We start from the raw sequence: 18,467 nt of genomic DNA, 5'->3' as shown, positions 1-18,467 counted from the left end.
GGGGCCGTCGTCACAGCCCCCGCCGGGGGCCTGCCGAGGCATCACGTGCCCGAGGGCTGCCCCACGGCCGGACCCGCCGCCGTGCGCCGGTGGTCTCCGGTGTTCACGTCGGTGGGGCCGGCGGTGTGGGGGGCTGCCGCGGGAACGGCCGTCTCGGCGATGTCGTCCGCGAACTCGGCCGTGACGATGGTCCTCATCCTGGACGCGGCGACACCGCAGTGCCTCTGAGGGGGGGCGAGCCCGGGTGGGCCCGAGCGGCTGACCCTCAGCAGGCCGCTGCCGGGCGCCGCCGCGTGCCCGGGGCGCGGCGGCTGTCCCGCGTCAGCCCTCGTCTTCCTCGTCGCCCTCGAAGAAGTCCCCGACCTCGTCGACGACTTCACCCGCGACCATGCCGCCGACGACCCCGGCCGCCAGTCCGGCCGCACCCGCGGCGACGGCCGTGCCCATGCCGGGACCCGAGCGGTGGCCGTCGTGGTGCCGGTCCTCGTGCCCAAGGCCGCCCGGGCCGAAGGGGGCGGGCGAGCCGTGGCCCGGGGGAGAGCCGTACGATGCCCGGTGCTCGGCCAGTTGCCGCATCCAGCCGTCGACGATCGCGGGCCAGTCCTGCTGTCCGGCTCCCTCGTGGGAGACGGTGAACCGCATCAGCGCGTCGTGGCCCGGCGACAGGAAACCACCCCGCTCGTCCGCCTCCAGGACGACCTCCAGGCCGCCCGGGTTCGCCAGGAACGTCAGCTCGATCTCGTTGAACTGCGGCGCGTACTGCGCGGAGGGGGCGAGTTCGATCTCCTGGTAGAAGGGCAGCCGCTGGCCCGACCCGCCGATGCGCCCGTATGCGAGGTCGGCCGACCGGAAGCCGAACCCGAGCTCACCGAAGGCTTCGAGTACGGCCTCCTGGACGGGCAGCGGTGTGACGTTGAGCCGGTCCAGGTCGCCCTTGTCCTTCGCACCCGCCACCGACAGCTCGGTGCGCACCCCGAGGACCACGCCCAGGCTCTGCCCGCGCAGTTCGGTGACCGGCGTCTCCCACGGCACGATGACGCTGAACGGCACGCTGCGCTGCTCGCCCTCCGCGAGCCGGAAGCCACCGCCGACGGTGAAGTGGTCGAAGGCCAGGACGCCTTGGCTCTCACCGCCCTCGTGTTCCGCCTCGACCCGGGCCACCAGTTCCAGGGTGATGTGCTCGATCTCGAAGTCGGCCTTGCCGCCCACGAGATGGACCTGTCCGGTGAGCGTGCCGCCGGGGCGGACGGAAGAGGGATCGAGAACCGTGTCGATCGTGGGGCCGCCGACGCCGAGCGCGCCGAGCAGTCGCTTGAACACCATGGTGGCGTCCACTCCTTCATGTGCGGGTACTGACTTCTACGGGACGCCGTCGACGTCTACACGTCGATCCGCGGGGACCTCGCCCGGGCCCTGCCGTTCTGGCCGCTGGGCCTGCCCGGCTGGACGGACCACTGGCTGGCCCTCGGACTGCGGGCCCCCGGCGACGGAACGGCCTACCTCTCGGTCTGGCGGCGCGGCGGACCCGGTGAGCTCCGCATCCCCGTCCGGCACCTGGCGGGCCGGGCCGTCCGGGCGGAGGTCCTGCACCCGTCGTCGGCAGGGACGGGCCGGGCCGTCTGGGACGGGGAGGCGCTGACGGTTTCCGTGCCGCGCACGCCCGGCGTGTTGCTCATCCGGCTCGGTCAGGAGCCGTGGGGAGGACCGCTCACGCGCGTACGGCGTCGCGCTGCCGCGCCCGGTCGCGCGCGTCCCGGCGGAACGCCCAGGCCATGTCGGGCTCCATCACCCAGCGGAACACCCGTCGCACCGGCGGGGTGCACAGCGCGGTCACGAGCACCGCGGCGGCGAGCGTCACGACGATCTCGCCCAGGGGCCGGTGCACCCACGCCGGCTCGTACCAGCCCCAGAACTTGGAGCCCTGGGCCACGAAACCGTGCAGCAGGTAGCCGTAGAGCGTGCCCGCGCCCAGCGCGGTGAACCAGGCGCGGCGGCCGGGCACCCAGGCGAGGAAGCAGGCGACCAGGACCAGCGAGCAGCCGAAGGTCACCAGGGTCATGACGGGCCCGTACCAGGCGGGCGCCGCGAGCTCCTCGGCGCTGTCGCGGTGGTAGAACCAGGCGCCGCTCATCCGCGGCACCGCCCAGTAGGCCACGGCGAGCGCGCCCGCGAAGACCGGCACGGCCAGGATCCGCGCCGCACGACGCCGCACCAGGCGGAAGTGCTCGGGTCGCAGCAGCAGACCGACGACGAAGTACGGCAGGAACTGCAGGGTGCGCTGGAGATCGAGGTCGTTGCCGATGGACGGCGAGAGCGTCGCCAGCATCGCGATGACCAGGGTGACGGGCAGCGGCCACCGCACGCGCTGCCAGATCGGCGTGGTCAGCCGCCAGATGAACAGAGCCGCCAGGAACCAGGTCAGATAGAGGGGATCCAGCAGGCTGACCGGCCGGTCGGGCTCCTGGTCGGTCCACCGGGTGAACAGGGTGTACGCCGTCTCGAAGACGACGTACGGCACGGCGAGGCCGGTGATCAGGCGCCTGATCCGCCCCGGGCTCGCGTCGAAGGAACGCGAGAAGTAGCCGGAGATCACGATGAACGCCGGCATGTGGAAGGCGTACACGACCATGTAGAGCGCGCTGACCGCCCGGCTGCCGTCCCGCAGGGGCTCCCAGGAGTGCCCGATCGCCACCAGCACGATCGCCAGGTACTTGGCGTTGTCGAAGAACGCGTCCCGCCGGCCGGCCGGTTCCGTCACGGGCGGCGCTTTGCGCTCCGTCCCGCCGGGCGCGACCGCGCGCATGCGCAGGGTGTCCTCGCTCATCACGCCTCCCGCGCGCAGTCCGGGGAACCGGGGCGGGTGTATACGCGTCTTGCCGAGGATGCGGCGGTGGGGTGCCGGTGCGACATCCCCGCCGCCTGACCACCGAGTGGCGGGGTAAACCGCTTTCCGGCGGGGTGTAGCGCGGATCACATCGAGAGCGGTGCCGCCGGGCCCGGAGCCGGGCGGCACCGCCGCACGCGGGCTCGCTCAGCTCACCGAGCAGTTCGCTCCGTCGAGGGTGAAGGCCGTCGGGCTGGGGTTCGCGGCCGAGCGGGTGGCCGTGAAGCCGAGGGTGACCGAGCCGGACGCGGGGATCGTCGCGGTGTAGGAGGCGGCCGCGACGCTCACCTCGGAGCCGCTCTGGGTCGCCGTACCGCCCCACAGGTTGGTGATGCGCTGGCTGTCCGGGAAGGTCCAGCGCAGCGTCCAGCCGTTGATCGCCGATGTGCCGGTGTTGCGGAGGACGATCTCGCCCTGGAAGCCGCCGGACCAGCTGCCCGTCACCCGGTAGCCGACACCGCAGGCCGACGGTGAGCCGCCGGGGGAGGTCGTGACCGTCACCGTGCCCGAGCGGGGCGAGCGGTTGCCCGCGGCGTCGCGGGCGTAGACGGCGAAGGTGTGGGAGGTCGCGGGGGACAGGCCGGTGAGGGTGGCGGTGGTCCTCGTGGTGCTGGTGACGGCCGACTCGGTGCCGCCGCTGATCCGCACGACGTCGTAGCCGGTGACGCCGGTCGCGTCGGAGGCGGCCGCCCAGGTCAGAGTGGCGGACGAGGAGGTCACCCCGGAGGCGGTCGGCGTGCCGGGGGCCGTCGGGGGCGTGGTGTCGCCGCCGCCGGAGCCGTAGATCGCGGCCTCCTTGGCGGTGGCGGCGATGCCGTTCGCGCCGTTGAAGAGCCGCCGGCCCCAGGAGGTGAGCTGGTCGGGGTCGAAGTTCGTGACCATGTCCAGGTAGCCGACGTCGCTGCTGTTGCCGCTCCACGACCAGCCGAGGTAGCCGAGGCGGAGCTGCTGGGTCACGGCCAGGATGGTGTCCTCGTCGGGGTTGCCGTCCGAGTGGTCGTGGCCGAACTCGCCGACCACGATGGGGAACCGGGCGGTGACGAAGCGGTTCAGATAGGCGGTGATCTCGGCGGCGGTGTCGAAGACGCCGTACATGTGGATCGAGAAGACCGTGTTGGCGTCCGGGTCGGCGGCGAAGACCGAGGCGGCGTTGTCGCGCATCGTGAACGCCCAGTCCTGGCCCCAGTTGGGGGCGTCGACCATGATCGTGTGGTTGAACCCGGCGTTGCGGAGCTTCTGGATCGCGGCCTTGGTGTCGGCCGTCCACGCCGTGTAGCCGGTGTTGCCGTACGGCTCGTTGCCGATGTTGACGATGACGTAGTCCTCCTGGCCGGCCAGCGCGCTCCGTACGCCGATCCAGTAGTCGGCGGCCCGGGAGAGCGTGACGGCGCCGCTCTGCTCGCCGTAGCCCGTGGTGTCGTGCACCTCCAGGACGCAGATCAGCCGGTTCTGCTTGCACTGGGAGACCACGTTCGCCACGTCGGCGGCGTCGTTGCGCGTCCAGCGGTCACCGCTGGAGAGGACCACGCGGACGGTGTTGGCGCCCTTGGCCTTGATGTGGGCCAGGGAGCTGATCCGGTCCGGATACCAGGTGTGGGCGTGGTTGACGCCACGCATCACGAAGTCGTTCCCGTTCGCCTCCAGTAGCCGGCCGTTCTGGACCCGGAAGCCGGTGGGGGCGGCCTGGGCCGGCGGGGTGAGCACGAGGAAGGACAGGAAGAGGCCCAGAAGGGCGGCGGCCACGGTGGCCGGGCGGGGGGTGGTGAGCGTGGGGCGGAGTCTCATGACGGCTCCAGAAGTGGGGGTCGGGTGGGGCGCGTGGTCGGTCGCGCTGTGGCGCTGGACGGGGTGCCGCCGCCGTCGGGGCCCGGTCCGGACGGGCCCGTGGCGGGGCCGCGTTGGACCCGGCGCGGCTGTCATCCCGCCGGTGCCTTCGCCGTGCAGGTGACAGTCGCCGCCGGGGTGCCCGCCGTTGCCGGGGTGGTGGCGACGAAGCCGAACGTGGTGCTCGCGCCGGGGGCGAGTGCGCCGTTCCAGGCCGCGTTCGTGACGGTGGCGGTGCCGTCCGCGGCCATGGTGTGGGTGCCGTTCCAGACCTGGGTGAGGCGCGCGCCGTTGGCCGGTGAGACGGTCGCGGTCCAGCCCGGGACGGTGGAGGCCGATGTGTTGGTCACCGTCACCTCGCCCTGATAACCGCCTTGCCAGGAGGAGACGGCCCGGAAGCGCGCGGTGCAGGCGGCCGGGTCCTCGCCCGGGTCACCCGGATCGCCCGGGTCCTGCGGGACTCCGGCGTCGAGGACCGCCGCCAGGGCCGGGAACCAGCGGGCGGCGATCTTGCTGTCGCCGGAGGCGTTGGGGTGCACGCCGTCGTAGGTGTCGGTGGCCGTACTGAAGCCGGTCCACTGGTCGACCACGGTGACGGGGGAGCGGTCGGTGCCGGTCGCCCGGGCCCAGCCGGGAATGCGCGTGTTGAAGTCGACCACGCGCTGCGCGCAGGCCCCGCAACTGCTCGGGTTCATGGGGATGAGCTGGGCCACGAGGATCCGCATGTCCGGATTGGAGGCCCTCATCTGTGTCACGAGTTTGGTGTAGGCGGCGAGGATGCGGTCGGGGGAGATGCTGCTCCAGACGTCGTTCGTGCCGAAGTGCATGACAACGATGTCCGGCCGCGTGGAGGCCAGCCTGCCGGGGAGCAGGTTCTGGTCGGCCACGTTGGTGACCAGTTCGCCGCCGTGCCCCTCGTTGTCACCGTCGTGCGCCTGTCCGCAGCCCTGCGGCGGGAGCGTGCCGACGAAGTCGATGTCCTTGTATCCGCTGCTCACCAGCCGGTTCCACAGCACGGCGCGCCAGCAGCCCGGCGAGCCGGTGATCGAGTCGCCGAGCGGCATGACGCGGACGGGGTCCGCCGCGGGCGCGGCCGTCGCGGGCGATGCGGACGTCATGCCGAGCGGGAGGAGCAGGGCGGCCAGGAGCCCGAGAACGGACATGACCCGTAAGCGCGGGGACGAGTGGGGGGTTCTGCGCATGGTGGTCCCTTCCCTTGATGAGGTGGGAGCGCTCCCACCACATCAAGCCATCGTTGTCATTGACGCGTCAAGAGGCGGGACGGTGAGAGGGTGATGCACGTAAGCCGGAAACGCCCGGCGACGACCACTCGGAGGCGGACGTGGACCTGGAGCGCGGCGCCCTGGAGGGCCTGCGGATCGCGGACTTCTCGCGGGTCCTGGCCGGGCCGTACGCGACCATGCTCCTCGCCGACCTCGGCGCCGACGTGGTGAAGGTCGAGCGCCCCGGGGCCGGCGACGAGACCCGGCAATGGCGCCCGCCGGCCGACGCGCACGGCACCTCCACCTACTTCCTCGGCGTCAACCGCAACAAGCGCTCGGTCGCCCTGGACCTGTCGGACGAGACCGGCCGGGAACGGGCCCGGGCCCTCGTCGCCGCGTCGGACGTGCTGGTGGAGAACTTCCGGCCCGGCACGATGGAGCGGCTCGGCCTCGGCTACGACGACCTGAAGGCCGGCCATCCGGGCCTGGTCTACTGCTCGATCAGCGGCTTCGGGACCGGCGACGGTGCCGCGATCCCCGGTTACGACCTCCTCGTCCAGGCGGTCGGCGGACTGATGAGCGTCACCGGTGAGCCCGGCGGGGAACCGACGAAGGCCGGTGTGGCCCTGGTCGACGTGATCACCGGCCTGCACGCGACGCTCGGCATCCTGGCCGCCCTGCGGCACCGGGACGCCACCGGCGAGGGACAGCGCGTGGAGGTCAACCTGCTGAGCTCGCTGCTGTCGGCGATGGTCAACCAGGCCTCGGCGTACGCCGTCGCGGGCGTCGTACCCGGCCGGATGGGCAACGCCCACCCGAGCATCGCGCCCTACGAGACCTTCTCCACCGCCGACCGCCCGCTCGCCCTCGCGGTCGGAAACGACGCGCAGTTCGCGGCACTGGCCGGGGTGCTCGGCCGCCCGGACCTCGCCGACGACCCCCGGTTCCGCACGAACCCCCAACGGGTGGCCCATCGCGCCCCGTTGCGCCAGGTACTGGACGAACTGCTGCGCACGGCGGGTGCCGACCACTGGTCCGCCGCGCTGTCGGCGGCGGGAGTCCCCGCCGGCCCCGTGAACACCCTCGACGAGGCGTTCGCCTTCGCCGGCCGGCTCGGACTGCCCGGCATCGTCACGGTGCCGGGGGCGGGCGGCGCGCCGGAGTCCCGGCAGGTGGCCTGCCCCCTCACGCTGACCGCGACACCGGCACGCCACCGGCTGCCGCCGCCGGCCCTCGGGGAGCACACCGCGGAGGTCTTCGGCGAGCCGGGCCGGCCGACTCCGTGACCGTTGCGGGCCGTTGACCCTCGCCGAGACCCTTTGCCGGGCCATGAGGCATTCATGACCGGATGCCCAGAGAGCCGAGTCCATGATGGTCGGCGTCGGTAAGGCATGCCTTGGCTAACTCGACGGGAGTGCGTCGGGGCATCGGGCCGGGAGGGCCGCGGTACATGTGGGACGACGCGTTTCCGAGTTTTCTGATCGGGCTGAGGGAAGGACTGGAAGCCGGGCTCGTCGTCTCCGTGCTGGTCGCCACCCTCGTGCGGGCCGGGGCCAGGTCGCGGCTGCCGCAGGTGTGGACCGGCGTGCTGGCCGCGATCGCGCTCTCGATGAGCTTCGGTGCGGTCCTCACCTTCACGGCCGCCTCCCTCTCCACCACCGCGCAGGAGGCGTTCGGCGGCGCACTGAGCATCGTCGCCGTCGCCTTCGTCACCGCGATGGTCTTCTGGATGCGGCGATCCGCGCGCAGCCTGGCGAGCGAGCTCAAGGAGAAGGTCACCGAGGCGCTGACCATGGGCGCCGGTGTCCTGGTCCTCACCTCCTTCCTCGCGGTGGGGCGTGAGGGCCTGGAGACCGCCCTGTTCCTGTGGACCACCGCCCGCGCGGCCCACGAGTCGGCCGGTCCTCTGACCGGCGCGGGTGCCGGGCTCGTCCTCGCGGGCTTCCTGTGCTGGGGGCTCTACCGCCGGGTCCTGCGCATCGACCTCACCCGCTTCTTCACCGTCACCGGCGCCGTCCTCGTCGTCATCGCCGCGGGCGTACTCGGTTACGGGCTGCGCGACCTCCAGGAGGGCACGGTCCTGCCCGGTGGGACGGCGTACGCCTTCGACCTGAGCGGCAGCGTCGACGCCGGCTCCTGGTACGGCACCCTGCTCCAAGGCGTACTCAATCTGACGCCGGCGATGACCTGGCTCCAGGTGGCCGGGTACGCCGGCTATCTCGCCGTGGTGATGGCGCTGTTCGTGCGGGGAGGGCGGGGAGGACGGGGAACACCAGGGAACCTGAGCCGGGTGACCGCCGGTGCGTCGGCCGGCCGGCCCGCCAGCGCCGCCCCGACCCGTACCCGCCGGCTCCTGCTCGCCGCTGTCGTCGCCGTTCCCGCCCTCCTGGCCGGGCTCGTCGTGGCACTGGCAGATCCCAGACCCGCCGCCGGGGAGACCGTCGCCGTCTCCGATACGGACTGCGGCCAGGGCTTCACCGCGCCCGAACCGGGGCGGCGGGACTTCCGGATGCACAACACCGGGAATCAGACGTCCGAGGTGTATCTGATCGACCCGTCCTCGAACGCCGTCTACGGCGAGATCGAAGGCCTCGCCCCCGGCACCACCCGGGACCTCGTCGCCACCGTGGCCGGCGGAACGTACGCCTGGCGCTGTGTGGCGGCCGACGGCAGGGCCGTCACCTCGAAGGCGGTCCGGGTCGGCGGCGCCGCCCGCGCCCACGCCGTCGTCCCCGTCTCCGCGCGGGACCTCACCGGACCGCTCAAGGCCTACAAGGCGTACGTGAACCGGGGACTGGCCGCGCTCGTCACCCAGACCGGGAAGCTCAGCGACGACATCCGCGCCGGGCACCTGGACACCGCCCGCACCGACTGGCTGACCGCCCACCGCACCTACGCCTCCCTCGGCGCCGCCTACGGCACCTTCGAGGACTTCGACCAGAAGATCGACGGACGGCCCGACGGGCTGCCGGACGGTGTCCACGACAAGGACTTCACCGGCTTCCACCGGATCGAGTACGGGCTGTGGCACGGCGAGTCCGCGGCCGGGCTCGAGGACGTGGCTCAACGGTTGGCCGACGACGCCGCCGGGTTGCGGAAGGCCTTCCCGCACCAGGACTTCGACCCCTCCGACCTGCCCCTGCGCGCCCACGAGATCCTGGAGAACACCCTCCAGTTCGAGCTGACCGGCGACACCGACCAGGGCAGTGGCACCGGGCTGGCCACCGCCGAGGCCAACCTCGCCGGTACACGTGAACTGCTCACCGTGCTCAAGCCGTTGCTCACCCCGCGTGCCCCGACACTGCTTCCCACCGTCGACGCGGACAGCGCGCGACTGCGGAAGCTGCTCGACTCCGGGCACCACGGGGCCGGGTGGACCCCCGTCGACCGGCTCGACCCGGCCGCGAAAGCCCGGATCGACGGGGCCGCGGGGCAACTCCTCGAAGACCTCTCGCCGGTGCCGGACCTGCTCGAGATCAGGAAGTCCGCATGAGCGCCCGGCGTCGACACCACCCCGCAGTAGACACCGAAGGGAACACCCCCATGCCGTCCGCCGACACGCCGCCACCGGGCTGCCCCGCCCACGCCGGCCGCCGCTCCTTCGTGAAGACGGCCCTGGGCGCCGGAGCCGCCGGAGCGGTCCTGGCCGGGGGCGGGCTCGCGCTCGCCGAGAGCGGCAGCGGCACGGCCCGGGCAGCCGGGTGGCACAGCGCCGCTCCGGTGGCCTTCCACGGAACCCACCAGGCGGGGATCCTCACCCCCGCCCAGGCGGCCGCCGCCTTCGTCTCCTTCGACGTCATCGCCGACAACCGCGCCGAACTGGCCGATCTGCTGCGCACCCTCACCGAGCGGGCCCGCTTCCTCACCTCCGGCGGCACGCCGGTGGACCTCGGCGTCGGCGCCCCGCCCTCGGACAACGGCATGCTCGGCCCGGTCGTCCCGGCCGACGCGCTCACCGTCACCGTGGGGGCCGGCGCCTCCCTCTTCGACGACCGCTACGGACTCGCCCGGGCCAAGCCGCGCCGGCTCACGCCCATGCGGACCTTCCCCAACGACGACCTGAACCCCGCCGAATGCCACGGCGACCTGTCCCTGCAGATCTGCGCGTCCCGGCAGGACACCGTGCTGCACGCCCTGCGCGACATCGCCAAGCACACGCGGGGCGCCCTGCAGATCCGGTGGCGCGTCGACGGCTTCCAGAACACGCCCCGGCCCAGCGGTGCCCAGCGCAATCTGCTCGGCTTCAAGGACGGCATCGCCAACCCGGACGTGGCGTCGGCCCGCGAGATGGACCGTCTGGTGTGGGTCGGACAGGGGCAGGGCGAGCCCGCCTGGGCGGCCGGGGGCAGCTATCAGGTCGTGCGGATCATCCGGATGCTCGTGGAGTTCTGGGACCGGGTCTCGCTGTCGGAGCAGGAGCTGATGTTCGGCCGGCGCAAGGACACCGGCGCCCCGCTGGACGGCGCCGAGGAGACGGACAGCCCGAACTACGCCAAGGACCCGCACGGCACGGCGATCCCGCTCGACGCGCACATCCGGCTCGCCAACCCGCGCACGGCGAAGAGTGACAACTCCCGTATTCTGCGCCGTGGTTACAACTACGACCGGGGCATCGACAGCGTCGGCGACCTCGACATGGGACTGGTCTTCTGCTGCTACCAGCAGGACGTGCACCGCCAGTTCGAGACCACCCAGACCCGGCTGATCGACGAGCCCCTCGTCGACTACATCTCCCCGACCGGCGGCGGCTACTTCTTCGCCCTGCCCGGTGTGCGGGACTCCTCCGACTGGCTGGGCAGGGGGCTGCTCTCGACCGGGCGGACGGGCTGAGCGGTGCGACCGCACCGGGGTGAACGGTGACCCGTACGCGCGACGTTCAGGAACGCGCGTACGGGTCACCGCGGCCGGTGAAGTGGAGATCCGCCCCGACTCGGTCAGGCTTCGGCGCGGCTCCGCGTCACCGCCTTCCTCAGCAGCGGCCAGGCCAGCAGCAGCACGATGACCGCGTACACGGTCACCGCGAACGGCGTGTCGACCAGGCCCGTGACGCTGCCGTCGCTGATCTGCAGGGCGCGCCGCACCTGCTGTTCGGCGTTCGGGCCGAGGATCACGCCGATCACGGCGGGCAGCACGGGCAGCCCGTAGCGGCGCATGCCGAACCCGATCAGGCCGATGATCAGCAGGATCACCAGGTCGATCACCTCACCGCCGACGGCGTACGCGCCGACCGCCGCGAAGAACATGATCCCGGCATACAGGTACGGCCGCGGGATGCGCAGCAGCTTCGCCCACACCGGCGCCAGCGGCAGGTTCAGGGCGAGCAGCAGCACCATGCCGACGAACAGGGAGGCGATCAGGCCCCACACCAGGTCGGGTTCGCGCTCGAAGAGGAGCGGGCCGGGCTGGATGCCGTACTGCTGGAAGGCGGCCAGCATCACGGCCGCGACCGCCGTGGTCGGCAGGCCCAGGGTCAGCATCGACACCAGGGTCCCCGCCGCCGAGGCCGACGCCGCCGACTCCGGGCCCGCGACGCCCTCGATGGCACCCTTGCCCCACTCGTCCTTGTGCTTGGACAGGCGCTTCTCCGTCACGTACGACAGGAAGGTGGGGATCTCCGCGCCGCCCGCCGGGATCGCGCCGAACGGGAAGCCGATGAACGGACCGCGCAGCCATGACTTCCAGGTCCGTCGCACGTCGTCGCGCCCCAGCCAGGGGCGCCCCACCGGAATGGGCTCGGGCGGCCTGCGCCGCAGATGGGCGGCCACCCACAGCGCCTCGCCGATCGCGAAGAGACCGACCGCGACGATCACCACGTCGATGCCGTCGGCCAGTTGGAGCGAGCCGAACGTCAGGCGCTGCTGGCCCGTCATCTGGTCCAGGCCGACCAGACCCAGGGTGAGGCCGATCAACAGGGAGGCGAGGCCCCGGATGCGGGACGAGCCCAGCACCGAGGTCACCGCGATGAACGCCAGCACCATGAGGGCGAAGTAGTCCGGGGCGCCGATGCCGACGGCCAGTTCGGCGACCGTCGGCGCGAGCGCGACCAGCAGCAGCGTGCCGACCATGCCGCCCGCGAAGTGCCCGATCGCGGCCGCCGCCAGGGCCTGCGCGCCACGCCCGGACTTGGCCATGGGGTTGCCCTCCATGGCCGCCACCACCGCCGCGCTCTCACCGGGCGTGTTGAGCAGGATGGAGGTGGTCGAGCCGCCGAACATCGCGCCGTAGTAGATGCCCGCGAACATGATGAACGCGCCGGTCGGGTCGAGTCCGTAGGTCACCGGCAGCAGCAGCGCCACCGCCATCGCCGGGCCGATGCCGGGCAGCACACCGATCGCCGTGCCGAGCAGGACACCGATCGCGGCCCACAGCAGGTTGATCGGTGTGAGGGCCGTACCGAAGCCGTCCAGAAGGGAGGTGAGGGTGTTCATGTCACAGCACTCCCATCAGGGGGCCGCCGGGCAGGGGCACTCCGAGCAGGTTGTTGAACACGGTGTAGGTGACCAGGGAGAGCCCTGCCGCGATGAGCGGATCGCGGTCGGTCCGGCGGCTGCCCAGCGCGAACGCCGCACCCCAGAACAGCAGCGCGCCCGCGACGGGGAAGCCGGCCGGCTCGATGAGGACGGCCGCGCCGAGGAACACCCCGGCGAGCAGCAGCACCGTGCGCCAGTCGGCGGGCTCGGACAGGTCCACGTCCTCCCCGCCCTCGGCCTGGCCCCGGCCACCGCGCAGTACGTCCACGGCGAGCAGCGCGGCGATGACCAGCAGACCCGCGCCGACCACGACCGGCACGCTCTTCGGACCCACCGGCCCGCGCTGGGCGATGTCGACGTCCATGGTGAGCGCGTCCGTCAGGACGAGCACGCCCAGCGCCACCAGCAGGACACAGACGCCGAGTTCGGAGTGCTCGCGCAGCCAGGAGCGCCGTTCGCCGCCGGTCCCGGCGGGGGGAATGTCGGTCTGCGTCGTCACAGTCCCAGCTCCTTCAGCACCGACACCACACGCTTGTCCTCGGCGTCGAGGAACGCGCCGAACTCCGCACCGGCGAGGAAGGCGTCGTCCCAGCCGTTCTGCTCCAGGGACGTGCGCCACTCGTCCGAGTCGTGGAGTTCCTCGACCAGCTTCACGAGCTTGCCGCGCTCGGCGTCGTTGAGACCGGGCGGGGCGACGATGCCGCGCCAGTTGGTGAAGTTCACGTCGTAGCCCGCCTCCTTCAGCGTGGGCGCGTCCAGGCCCTCGACGCGTTCCGGGCCGGTGACCGCGAGGAGGCGCAGTTCGCCCGCCTTGATCTGGTCCAGGTACTCGCCGACGCCGGAGACACCGAAGGCGACCTTGTTGCCGAGGATCGAGGCGAGCAGCTCACCGCCGCCGTCGAAGGGGATGTAGTTGACCTGCTTCGGCGGAATGCCGGCCGCCCGGGCCATCAGCATCGGCGCGAGGTGGTCGGGCCCGCCGGGGGAGGAGCCGCCGCCCACCGGGAGTTTGCCCGGGTCGTCCTTCCAGGCGCCGATCAGGTCGTCGATCGTCTTGTACGGGGAGTCCTTGCCGACCACGACCACGTCCTGCTCCTCGGTGAGCCGGGCGATCGGTGTGGTGTCGCCGAGCGTCTTCGGCGCGTCGTTGGAACGGACGGCGCCCACGACCCCGAGGCCCATGGACATGGCGAGCTTGCCGTTGCCGTGTTCGCTCACCAGCCGGCTCAGGCCGACCGTGCCGCCGGCGCCCGGCAGGTTGAACACCTCGATGTTGTGGGTCAGTCCGGCGTCCTCGGCGTTCTTCGCGGCCGTGCGGGCCGTGATGTCGTAGCCGCCGCCGGGCGTGTTGGGGACCATGAAGCGCAGGCCCGGGATCTGCGTGCCGGTCTCGGAGCCGCTGCCGGTGGTCAGCAGCGGCGGTCCGGCGAGCACGAGCACGGCGGCCCCGAGCAGGGCGAGGGGGGTGCGCAGGCGCACGAGTGCCACCACCTGTCGGTTCGTCGATGCGGGGAGGTGTACGCCCTGTGGGGGAGGGTGACGTGGGCCACATGGTGCACGTGGCGTCGACGCGCTGTCTCGCTTGCGGAACCAACGGAGGTTTTGGTCATTGCGGTAACCGGGGCGCCCGCGCGGCCGTGCGTCCGGACCACGGCGAGCGAACGGCCCCGGCGCCAGAGCGCCGGGGCCGTCGCGGGTGTGGCGGTTCAGCGCCCCCTACGAGGTGTGGATCTCCAGGGCCGCCCGCACGGCGGACTCCAGGGCTCCCTCGATCCAGGCCGGCTTGACGGAGGTGTGGTCACCGGCGAAGTGCAAGGGCCCCTCCCGCACGGGGATGACCGGGACCAGCTCGGTGTGCTGCCCGGGCAGCAGCACGGACGCCTCCCCGTAGGCGTAGGGGTCGCGCAGCCAGCTCTGGGTACGTCCCGCGCCGGTGTAGAAGACCTCGATGCGCTGGCCGTAGACCTGCTGGAGGCCGCACAGAGCGTGCGGGTAGCGCGCCTCGTCGTCCAGGGAGTCCCAGCGCAGCGCGTCGTCCGCCCAGCTGTAGGAGGCCAGCACGACACCCCCCGCGCTGCCCGGGACCGGATGGGAGGGGTGGAACATGAACCGGTTGGCGTTGTCCGACACCGAGCCGCCGCCCACGACGCCGGCCGCTTCGGGCTGATCGCGCGCACTCGCGCGGTGAGCGGCGTAGTGGGTGCGCTGACCTGCCGAGATGTGCCCGCCGGGCACCGAGGGGTGGGCGCCGAGGAGGGTGCCGTCCGCGGCGGCGCGGCCGGTGCGGTACGCGTCGTACAGGCCGGGGTCGACGGCGCGCAGCTCACGCTTCCAGTCGGCCTCGTCGAACTCCCACCAGCGGCGGCTGAACTCCAGCAGCACCTTGGTCGCGCTGTCGTAGTGCAGCTCGCTGACCGCGCGGCGCTTGCCGTACGACAGGGGCGGGTCGATCTGCACGTGGCGCAGGCCGGAGAACGGCACCGTGACCACGGCGACGTCCGCGGTGAACTGCTCGCGCACGACCGGGCCGCCGCGGCCCTCGGACACGGTGTCCACCCACACGTGCGGGCCCTTGCTCCGGGCGTGAGCGGCGTCCGGCGCGGGGCGGTCGGGGTGGTGGTACTCGATGCGTGTGACACGGCGGTCGAACCGCACGTTCTCGCGCACGCGTTCCAGCAGGGCGTCCGGCAGTACGGCCGTGCCGCCCTCCAGTTCGTAGAACGGGGTGTCGGGGCTGATGAGGGAGGAGCCGATGAAGCTGTGGATGAAGGAGAGCGGGAGGCGTGAGGTGAGGTTCTCCAGGGTGCCGATCAGGTCGATGGTCCGCTCGTCCAGTCCGGCGTGCTCGGTGAGGAAGCGGAACATCGACCAGTCACCGAAGCGCCGCACCACGCGGGCCCAGCCCCGCAGCCGCTCCGGAAGCGGCTTGTCGACCCGTTTGCCGTGGGAGTCGACGTAGCTGAACTCGTCGCGCACCGGGTCCAGCGCCGAGCGCAGGATGGCGGCGGCCGGGGTGTCCCAGTGGGCCTTCGGCACGCCGAAGGACCGGTTCACGCGCCGGGGCGCGCGGGCGTAGTCGGTGCGCCGTACGCGGATGCCGTTGACGTGGATCCAGGTGCGGCCCGCGGGGCGTCCTTCGGCGTCGACGTCGACGTAGTGGAAGCGCCGCTTCTCGAGGCCGAACTGGTCGATCAGTTCCATCACCAGGGGGTGGCTGCCGGGAAGGCGCATCGCGCCCGCTTCGGCGTACTGGCGGGGATCGGCGAAGGGCTGCTCGGCGTCCTCGTGGCCGCCCTTGCGGAAGGTCTTGACGCGTCCGCCCGCCCGGTTGCCGTTGGCCTCCAGGACCGTGACCCGGTGACCGGCCTTCTTCAGGAGCCAGGCGGCGACCAGCCCGGCCGGACCGGCGCCGATGACGAGGACGTCTTGGGGGCGGGTCCGGCGCTGAGCCGGCAGCCCCTTCTTGAGGACGCGCTGGTAGCGCGGGACGAGGGGACGGTCGTCGGAGTCCAGTACGAGCAGTGCGCGGGCGACGGCGAGGCACCGGTCGAAGTCGGCGCCGCGTCTGTCGCCCGGAGCGGCCGGTGCGGCCGGGGCGGCCGGTGCCGGCAGAGCCATGGCGGTACCGCCGGTCAGGGCCGTCGCGACCGTGGCCGTGCCGGCCACCGTCGCGAAGCTCCGCCGGGAGAAACCGCCGTCCGCATGCACCACCGCGTGATCTTCAGTCATGGCCGCCTTTGTACTGGCGGCCCCGCCCGGGCGCCGTCCTTCGCCCGGGCGTTGACCCGAAGGAGCGAAGCCGGCCGCAAACGCTGACGTCACAGCGGGTCCGCCGGGTCGGCCGACCCGGGCAACCCGAAGGGATGAATGCGCGGCGAACCGCGGTTGCCGCCACGAGCCGGCCCGCACACTGCGACATGCGGATGCACATCCGTGCTCTCCGAGCGGCCGTCCTCCGGTGCATCGCGTACCGGCGCCGACCGGCACCAGGGGAGTCCGGGGCGACGGAGGGGGAAGAGTGGCGCAGCGGCGCGCTCCGTGGGGTGACCGAGCCCGTTACTGGTTCGACAGCACCCTGGCCCGCGGTGCCTCGGCGATCGTCGGCTGGATGGCGCTGTTGTGCCTGGCCGTCGTCGTCCCGGCCAGCGCGGTGGTGGTGTGGACCGACCCCGCCGCACCGGAGGCCCTGCCGGACCGGCTGGTGGCGGTGTGGCGCCTCACCGGCGAGACCCTGCGGCTGGGCGGCGCGACGGGTGCGCCGCTGCGCGTGACGATGTCGGTGCTGCTCGCCCTGGTCGCCCTGCTGTACGTGTCGACGCTCGTCGGCCTGATCACGACGGCGCTCACGGAGCGGCTCACCGCGTTGCGCAGGGGCCGTTCCACCGTGCTGGAAAGCGGGCACGTCGTGGTCCTGGGCTGGTCGGAGCAGGTGTTCACGGTGGTGAGCGAGCTGGTGGCCGCCAACGCCAACCAGCGGCGCGCGGCGGTGGCGGTGCTGGCCGACCGGGACAAGACCGCCATGGAGGAGGCCCTGAGCACCAAGGTCGGCCCCATGGGCCGTACCCGGCTGATCTGCCGCAGCGGCCCCACCACCGACCCGGCGGTGCTCACCCTGACCAGCCCGGCGACGGCCGGTGTCGTGCTGGTCCTGCCCCGCGACGAGCCGGACGCCGACGCGGAGGTGGTCAAGACGCTACTGGCGCTGCGGGCGGCCCTGCCCGGGGATGGGGCCCGCCCACCGGTCGTCGCCGCTGTCCGGGACGACCGCTACCGGCTGGCCGCCACGCTCGCCGCCGGGCCGGGCGGCGTCGTCCTGGAGGCCGACACCGTCACCGCCCGGCTGATCGTCCAGGCCGCCCGCCGCCCCGGGCTCTCCCTTGTGCACCAGGAGCTTCTGGACTTCGCCGGCGACGAGTTCTACCTCGTCACCGAACCGGCCCTGGCCGGCCGCCCGTTCGGCGACGCGCTGCTGTCCTACCCGACGTCCAGCGTCGTCGGGATCGTGCGCGGCGACACCCCTCTGCTGAACCCACCGCCGCAGACGTCCCTCGCCGAGGACGACCTGCTCATCGTCATCTCCCGGGACGACGACACGGTCCGGCCGGCCGACTGCGCGGACTCGGTCGAGAAGGCGGCGATGGCCTCCGGCCCCGTCACGCCCCCGCGGCCGGAGCGGGTCCTGCTGCTGGGCTGGAACCGCCGAGCGCCGCTCATGGTCGACCAGCTGCGCCGCCGCGCCCGGCCCGGATCGGCCGTGGACGTGGTCGCGGACGGCGGTGAGGCGACGGTCCGCCAGGTGAACGAGACCGACGGGCACCACGGCGGCGACCTGACGCTGACCCTGCACCACGGTGACGTCACCCGGCCCGAGACCCTGCGGGGCCTGGACGTGCCCTCCTACGACAGCGTGATCGTGCTCGGCCAGGACCCCGCCCCGGGGCAGCCCCCGGAGGACCCCGACAACCGCACGCTCGTCACGCTCCTGCTGCTGCGGCAACTGGAGGAGACCACCGGGCGCGTCCTGCCGGTCGTCACCGAACTGATCGACGACCGCAACCGGGCGCTGGCCCCCATCGGCCCGGGAGCCGACGTGATCATCAGCGGCAAGCTCATCGGCCTGCTCATGGCGCAGATCTCCCAGAACCGGCACCTGGCGGCGGTGTTCGAGGAGTTGTTCTCGGCCGACGGCACCGGCATCCGCCTGCGGCCGGCCGGCGACTACGTGCTGCCCGGGTGCGAGACGACTTTCGCCACCGTCGTGGCGGCGGCACGTCAGCGCGGCGAATGCGCCATCGGATACCGAAGCCACGACGACGCGTCGGCCGGCCCGGGCTACGGGGTGCGGATCAACCCGCCCAAGGCGGAGCGGCGCGGCTGGACGGCCTGCGACGAGGTGATCGTCGTCGGCGAGGACTGAGGCCGCCCCGTACGTGGCAGTGCCGTGCCTCGGCCGTCCTGGGTGTACAGCACCCCGTCGTACCACGTCGGCGGGTACTCGCAGGAACCCGAGCCGATGCTGCAGCTCCAGCGTTGCCCGCCCGTGGCAGGGTCCCAGGCGGTCATGAG

Annotated in this window: 13 protein-coding genes; 4 read left to right on the top strand and 9 right to left on the bottom strand. The window is 72.6% G+C overall.

The annotated features are described in order from the left end of the window. Positions 1 to 41: 41 nt before the first annotated feature. From ACFY9E_RS20250 to ACFY9E_RS20230, 5 genes are all read right to left on the bottom strand, one after another. Positions 42 to 197: a hypothetical protein gene (locus ACFY9E_RS20250; protein WP_390986661.1), complete on the bottom strand. Its 156-nt coding sequence runs from the start codon at positions 195 to 197 to the stop codon at positions 42 to 44. Positions 198 to 321: 124 nt separating this feature from the next. Continuing rightward, the gene (locus ACFY9E_RS20245) at positions 322 to 1,323 is read right to left on the bottom strand and encodes a sporulation protein (RefSeq protein WP_390985695.1); all 1,002 of its coding nucleotides are present in this window, start codon (positions 1,321 to 1,323) and stop codon (positions 322 to 324) included. A 385-nt stretch (positions 1,324 to 1,708) separates the two neighbouring features. Next, entirely contained in the window at positions 1,709 to 2,803 is a 1,095-nt protein-coding gene (locus ACFY9E_RS20240; RefSeq protein ID WP_390986610.1) for an acyltransferase family protein, read from the bottom strand. A gap of 228 nt (positions 2,804 to 3,031) precedes the next feature. Further along, positions 3,032 to 4,669 carry a cellulase family glycosylhydrolase gene (locus ACFY9E_RS20235; RefSeq protein ID WP_390985692.1) on the bottom strand — a complete coding sequence of 546 codons (1,638 nt, stop codon included), beginning with the start codon at positions 4,667 to 4,669 and terminating at the stop codon, positions 3,032 to 3,034. A 131-nt stretch (positions 4,670 to 4,800) separates the two neighbouring features. Continuing rightward, positions 4,801 to 5,910: a GDSL-type esterase/lipase family protein gene (locus ACFY9E_RS20230; RefSeq protein WP_390985689.1), complete on the bottom strand. Its 1,110-nt coding sequence runs from the start codon at positions 5,908 to 5,910 to the stop codon at positions 4,801 to 4,803. A gap of 146 nt (positions 5,911 to 6,056) precedes the next feature. On the opposite strand from ACFY9E_RS20230, the gene ACFY9E_RS20225 reads away from it, so the two are divergent. The 3 genes from ACFY9E_RS20225 (at position 6,057) to efeB (ending at position 10,761) form a co-directional block, all read left to right on the top strand. Beyond that, complete coding sequence (locus tag ACFY9E_RS20225; RefSeq protein ID WP_390986607.1) at positions 6,057 to 7,217, top strand: CoA transferase; 1,161 nt, start codon at positions 6,057 to 6,059, stop codon at positions 7,215 to 7,217. A 164-nt stretch (positions 7,218 to 7,381) separates the two neighbouring features. Then, positions 7,382 to 9,424, top strand: coding sequence for an iron uptake transporter permease EfeU (efeU, locus tag ACFY9E_RS20220; protein WP_390985687.1), 2,043 nt, complete (start codon positions 7,382 to 7,384; stop codon positions 9,422 to 9,424). A 50-nt stretch (positions 9,425 to 9,474) separates the two neighbouring features. Continuing rightward, the gene (efeB, locus tag ACFY9E_RS20215; RefSeq protein WP_390985684.1) at positions 9,475 to 10,761 is read left to right on the top strand and encodes an iron uptake transporter deferrochelatase/peroxidase subunit; all 1,287 of its coding nucleotides are present in this window, start codon (positions 9,475 to 9,477) and stop codon (positions 10,759 to 10,761) included. A gap of 104 nt (positions 10,762 to 10,865) precedes the next feature. Here efeB and ACFY9E_RS20210 read toward each other — a convergent pair whose 3' ends face one another. The 4 genes from ACFY9E_RS20210 to ACFY9E_RS20195 form a co-directional block, all read right to left on the bottom strand. After that, positions 10,866 to 12,359, bottom strand: coding sequence for a tripartite tricarboxylate transporter permease (locus ACFY9E_RS20210; RefSeq protein WP_390985681.1), 1,494 nt, complete (start codon positions 12,357 to 12,359; stop codon positions 10,866 to 10,868). A gap of 1 nt (position 12,360) precedes the next feature. Beyond that, the gene (locus ACFY9E_RS20205; protein WP_390985679.1) at positions 12,361 to 12,900 is read right to left on the bottom strand and encodes a tripartite tricarboxylate transporter TctB family protein; all 540 of its coding nucleotides are present in this window, start codon (positions 12,898 to 12,900) and stop codon (positions 12,361 to 12,363) included. Next, a complete protein-coding gene (locus tag ACFY9E_RS20200; protein ID WP_390985676.1) occupies positions 12,897 to 13,880 on the bottom strand; it encodes a tripartite tricarboxylate transporter substrate-binding protein in 984 nt (327 codons plus the stop codon). Before ACFY9E_RS20200 ends, ACFY9E_RS20205 begins: the two co-directional genes overlap by 4 nt. A 237-nt stretch (positions 13,881 to 14,117) precedes the next feature. Then, the gene (locus tag ACFY9E_RS20195; protein ID WP_390985674.1) at positions 14,118 to 16,130 is read right to left on the bottom strand and encodes an FAD-dependent oxidoreductase; all 2,013 of its coding nucleotides are present in this window, start codon (positions 16,128 to 16,130) and stop codon (positions 14,118 to 14,120) included. 289 nt (positions 16,131 to 16,419) lie between these two features. Here ACFY9E_RS20195 and ACFY9E_RS20190 point away from each other — a divergent pair, with 289 nt between their 5' ends. After that, positions 16,420 to 18,318 (top strand): NAD-binding lipoprotein, encoded by a 1,899-nt coding sequence (locus ACFY9E_RS20190; RefSeq protein WP_390985671.1) that lies wholly within the window; start codon positions 16,420 to 16,422, stop codon positions 18,316 to 18,318. The last annotated feature ends 149 nt before the right edge of the window (positions 18,319 to 18,467 follow it).

The organism is Streptomyces sp. NPDC012466 (genome assembly GCF_042955215.1).
Classification (GTDB): domain Bacteria; phylum Actinomycetota; class Actinomycetes; order Streptomycetales; family Streptomycetaceae; genus Streptomyces.
This window is presented reverse-complemented; position numbering and strand designations above follow the sequence as displayed.